Source organism: bacterium (genome assembly GCA_018812485.1).
Classification (GTDB): domain Bacteria; phylum JAHJDO01; class JAHJDO01; order JAHJDO01; family JAHJDO01; genus JAHJDO01.
Genome location: JAHJDO010000116.1, coordinates 1 through 4,089, shown reverse-complemented (window position 1 = coordinate 4,089; position 4,089 = coordinate 1). Strand labels below are relative to the sequence as shown.

The 4,089-nt window shown below is 36.3% G+C and carries 8 protein-coding genes; 2 read left to right on the top strand and 6 right to left on the bottom strand.

Features of this window, described 5'->3' with window-relative positions; genetic code table 11:
- Positions 1 to 239 precede the first annotated feature (239 nt).
- Genes KKC91_09540 through KKC91_09530 form a run of 3 tightly spaced genes read right to left on the bottom strand, consistent with a single transcriptional unit; the run spans position 240 to position 1,009 of the window.
- Positions 240 to 494 (bottom strand): hypothetical protein, encoded by a 255-nt coding sequence (locus KKC91_09540; protein ID MBU0478793.1) that lies wholly within the window; start codon positions 492 to 494, stop codon positions 240 to 242.
- Positions 481 to 639 (bottom strand): hypothetical protein, encoded by a 159-nt coding sequence (locus tag KKC91_09535; protein MBU0478792.1) that lies wholly within the window; start codon positions 637 to 639, stop codon positions 481 to 483. The genes KKC91_09540 and KKC91_09535 overlap by 14 nt, the downstream gene beginning before the upstream one ends.
- 34 nt (positions 640 to 673) lie before the next feature.
- Positions 674 to 1,009: a toxin-antitoxin system HicB family antitoxin gene (locus tag KKC91_09530; protein MBU0478791.1), complete on the bottom strand. Its 336-nt coding sequence runs from the start codon at positions 1,007 to 1,009 to the stop codon at positions 674 to 676.
- Positions 1,010 to 1,470: 461 nt separating this feature from the next.
- Here KKC91_09530 and KKC91_09525 point away from each other — a divergent pair, with 461 nt between their 5' ends.
- Positions 1,471 to 1,713, top strand: coding sequence for a hypothetical protein (locus tag KKC91_09525; GenBank protein ID MBU0478790.1), 243 nt, complete (start codon positions 1,471 to 1,473; stop codon positions 1,711 to 1,713).
- 166 nt (positions 1,714 to 1,879) lie between these two features.
- On the opposite strand, the gene KKC91_09520 is transcribed toward KKC91_09525, so the two are convergent.
- From KKC91_09520 to KKC91_09510, 3 genes are all read right to left on the bottom strand, one after another.
- Positions 1,880 to 2,158: a hypothetical protein gene (locus KKC91_09520; protein MBU0478789.1), complete on the bottom strand. Its 279-nt coding sequence runs from the start codon at positions 2,156 to 2,158 to the stop codon at positions 1,880 to 1,882.
- A gap of 405 nt (positions 2,159 to 2,563) precedes the next feature.
- A complete protein-coding gene (locus KKC91_09515; protein MBU0478788.1) occupies positions 2,564 to 2,641 on the bottom strand; it encodes a zinc-ribbon domain-containing protein in 78 nt (25 codons plus the stop codon).
- 284 nt (positions 2,642 to 2,925) lie between these two features.
- Positions 2,926 to 3,291, bottom strand: a complete 366-nt coding sequence (locus tag KKC91_09510) for a hypothetical protein (protein ID MBU0478787.1) — start codon at positions 3,289 to 3,291, stop codon at positions 2,926 to 2,928.
- Between the two features lie 292 nt (positions 3,292 to 3,583).
- Between KKC91_09510 and KKC91_09505 the strand changes: the two genes are divergently transcribed.
- A partial coding sequence (locus tag KKC91_09505) for a nucleotidyltransferase domain-containing protein (GenBank protein MBU0478786.1) occupies positions 3,584 to 4,089 on the top strand: 506 nt, incomplete at its 3' end.

The window sequence follows — 4,089 nt, the reverse complement described above, 5'->3', positions numbered from 1 at the left end:
AGCTTATTCTTTATGAAGTGTGGCATCCTAAATACGGAAGAGTTTATGATATCTTTAGGGATGGGAAATGGGTAGAGGAGAGAAATGATGTGGTGGAAAAAGAGTCTAAAGAACAAAGGACAATCCGACAGAACAATCAATTATTCTTGTTCCAAATGCAAGCATCAAATTAATGTTCCCATAGAATATATTGAGCAGTTTAAACCTGGCGGTAAAGAATATCACGATGATGGTCAAAGCTATTTGCATTGTCCCAATTGCGGGGAGATGCTAGAGATAAAGTGATTATTCTTGTGGGGAACCGTAATGGTTTCCCGCTTGTGAAAGCTTCCTGAGCAAAGCGAAGGATTTTTCTTGACATAAATGCTCTCTTTAATAGCATTATTAGCAAGATTAGATATGCTGGTCTTAAGCATTACTGCCCTCATTTTTAACGCCTTGTGAATGTTCTCGTCTAGGTATATTGTAGCTTTTGTATATTTATCCTTTATCATCTCGTTTCAATCCTTGTTTCTGTCTAAGTTTGGCAATCTTATACCCTAAAGCTAATCTTTGCCCTTCTTCTTCATAAAATTTCTTAAACTCGCTGTCTTTGAGTTCCTCTTTTAAAACATCTTTTAAGGTTAAATGTTTTTTCATAGAAATTCACCTCGCAGTTTTAAAAATTATAATGTTATACAGCAGTTTCTAATTTATGTTGTATTAGCTTATTAACACTCTCACCTGCCTGGAATGCTTTTGCAGTAAGAACTTTATGTAATTGAGAAGGAATTCTCAGCGCTATTTTCCCTGAATAGTCCTTGTTGGCCGTTGCTGCCGGAAGAGGTCTGCCCTCTTTCTGTAGTATTTGTATAGCTTCTTCCACTGCCTCGCACAGTTCATAAAAAACCTTCTTTTGACTCTCTCCGTGTACGCCGCCAATAATTAGACCTGGCGCCATTCCAACGTAACACTGATCTTCTTCAGACCACTCCACAATTTTTAGGTAATAATCGCTAGGTTTATTCATCGCAAAACCTCCTTTAATGCTCGTTTTACCGCTTTCCCCTGATAGGGCAATGCATCAGCTCCAGGATTTCCTGACAGCCGAACAATGTAAGGACACTTGGGGTGTAAAAAATTTCTATGGCTACCTTTGCCTCCCCTATTAACAAAGCCAACCTTTTCTAAATCCGTAATAAGTTGCCGTATTTTACGAGGCATAATAATCTGATATCATAATAATATCATTCCGTCAAGTATTATTTTATTTCTGTTTTAATCCACGCCCCTGGTGGTAAAGGGCGACGAAAATCACAAATTGTGATATCCAATTGGGGTTCTATGTCTAGAACCCCCAATTCTGAAAGTTTCAATCCACACCCCTGTGTGAGGAGTGACGAACCTTCCGTTTCCACTCTTCAAAGCTGGGTAAAATTATAGTCTAAAGTTCTTCCTGAAACTGTTATATATTACGAGGAGGGAAAAATTATGGATAAACAAATCGAAAAAGAGATTGAAGATCTTGAGAAAGAAATTAATCAAAGTTTCCTTTACAGGTCCAGAATATGGCAAAGAAAAATTTGCTTTTGCCAGACTTCGATGCAGCGGCTCTCGCGATTTTTGTGGGGGAAAAACGATAATCTTGAGGATCCTGGATTGGATTTTTTGATCAAGCGAGAAATTGAAATTTTGTCTTTCCGCTTAAAGAACATCCAATCTTCTCTCCATTAACATCTTCCTCTCTCTATGAGAGGCAACTTTATCATTGGAGATGCCAATTTGGTACCTCCAATTTTCAAATTCCTGCTTTGATAAAATGAGAGTATCAAAATACATCTTGATTGTAGACTTGATGCCATATTCCGCCCCGAAAAATCCTTTATATGTGTACTACTCATTATTGGCTCTCTCTTTCTTTTCCAGCCAATTCTATCGGCGTAATTTTGTTATAATATGCAGCAGCCACATTGGACAACGTTGGCTTTGTAACCCCTAAAGTGACAAAAATGTATAGATATAAGATTCCGAAACATAAAAGCAAAATACTCGTCATCCACATCGTGAATTTTAAAAACGATTTTCCAAACCTTTTTATCAGCCGAAAAACCACAAATCCTGCAACAAGAAATAAAAAAACTCTGCTTAATATCCAACCACATGCCATTAAGTCTTCCATGCTTATTCCCCCTCTAATAATAAAACAGATAATTTGAACCTATCGCAATTTGCGATAAGTTCTGTCTTCTCCTTTTTTAAACTTCCAAATTGTGACCTTAAAACACTTGAAAGCATTGCAATACCTTATTCTGTAAAAGCGTAGGGCTTTCGCCTTAATCCCATTTTCTCAGAATTGGAAATCACAAATTGTGATTTCCAATTTTTAAATCACGCCCCTGTGTGAAGGGCGACGGTCAGACAGTGTCTGACTTTTTGGGTATTTCCAAGTTTTAAACCTTTTCACTATTTTTTCACCTATCCTGCTTTTGCCAAAAGCTGTTGCGGGTTAAGTAGTTCCATTTGATTATTTTTAAATTTTTTTCTGCTAGCACAATAACAATATGGACATCCTACACCTTTGTTTCTACTCTTTAATCACAGCTTGCCATTTGTGCCCTCTCTTACATTTCCACCATGCTTTTCGGCTAGAATATGGCGCTATATCTTTCGGCGTTAAATCACCGTTTTTAGTCGAATGTCACTCCTTTGCCAACCGTGGATTACAAACAGACAAGTTATAATCTTTGCTAAGTTTCATCTTGTCACTCCCTTAGCTTCCTACCCATATAACAGCTTTTAAAAGAACTTTAGACATATTAAAGCTTTAAGGTCACAAATTGTGACCTTAAAGAATCATATTCCTCTTTATAGTGGCTTTTAAGTGCAGCTTCTTTATCTTGTTTGTGTATGTAATTATAAAGTGTGGGTTTTGAGATACTCATAATTTTACCCCATGCCCATATCTTTTTCCAGCTCTTGTTCTTTTTCTAAAGCTTGTGATTTTTCTGCTCCAGGCACTGCCTTTTCTGTCATGCTTACCTCTTGCGACATTTCTATTCCTTGCAGCTGACAGTCTACTTCTTTTCTTGTCTCAGCTAATTCAGGTTCTTCTTTGCCTTTTTCTAAGCTGGATAATAGCTTTTTTACTTCCATTTTAATGTTTTGCATATCAATACCTTTTTCTTGCTCATGTTCAGGTTTTTTCAAATCATATGTTGTTGTTTTTTCTTGCCATGTCCTGAGAGAATTTACCATGCCTTCTTTATCGTTTGTGTAAATTTTTACCTCATCTGTAGCCCGCGAGATCGACACATAGAAGCTATTCCTATTTGTAAGACTTCTTTTCGCTGTATCAAGGTTGATCAAGACACTCTTTACTGTCTGTCCCTGCCCCTTATAATTAGTTAATACATATCCATGATCTATCCAATTATAATTTTTATTAATATTAGGGTTCTAGACATAAAACTCCAATCTCCCACTACCCCCTATTAAGAGTTTTTTACTGCATTTCCAAAAAACGAGATATTTGGGCTTGACAGGAGATATTTACTGTTTTATTATATGGGGCAGTTGTCCCATGCAATAGGGCACAGGAGAAAATATGTTAATACCTATTAAAAGAAAAAAGATATTAGAAGTCTTTTTGAAATCCCCCTTTAATGAGATACACCTCAGAGAAATAGCCCGAATGTCAGAGGTTTCATTAACTAACACTGATAACTCACTGCGTTTATTTTTAAAGGATAATATGTTTAAAAGAAGAGATATTTCTAATATGTCCTTTTTTAAGCCCAACTTAGAGAACGAAACTCTTCTGAAGGTATTTGAATTCTTAGAACTTGAAAGGAAAAAAGAATTTTACAATAAAAACAAAAAGATAACCCGGCTATTACAAAAATACACACAAGATGTAATAGATTTATCAAAGAAAAAAATCCAGTTAGTAATACTTTTTGGCTCAGTAGCAAGAGGTGAGTGGAGCAAGGGCAGTGATATAGATATACTGGCAGTTGTTTCGGGAGAGGAAAAAGATGTAATTGCGGCTTTAAATAAAGGTAAAATAGATGTAAGTCCATTGTTGGAAATACGGCCGATAAGCACTACAGT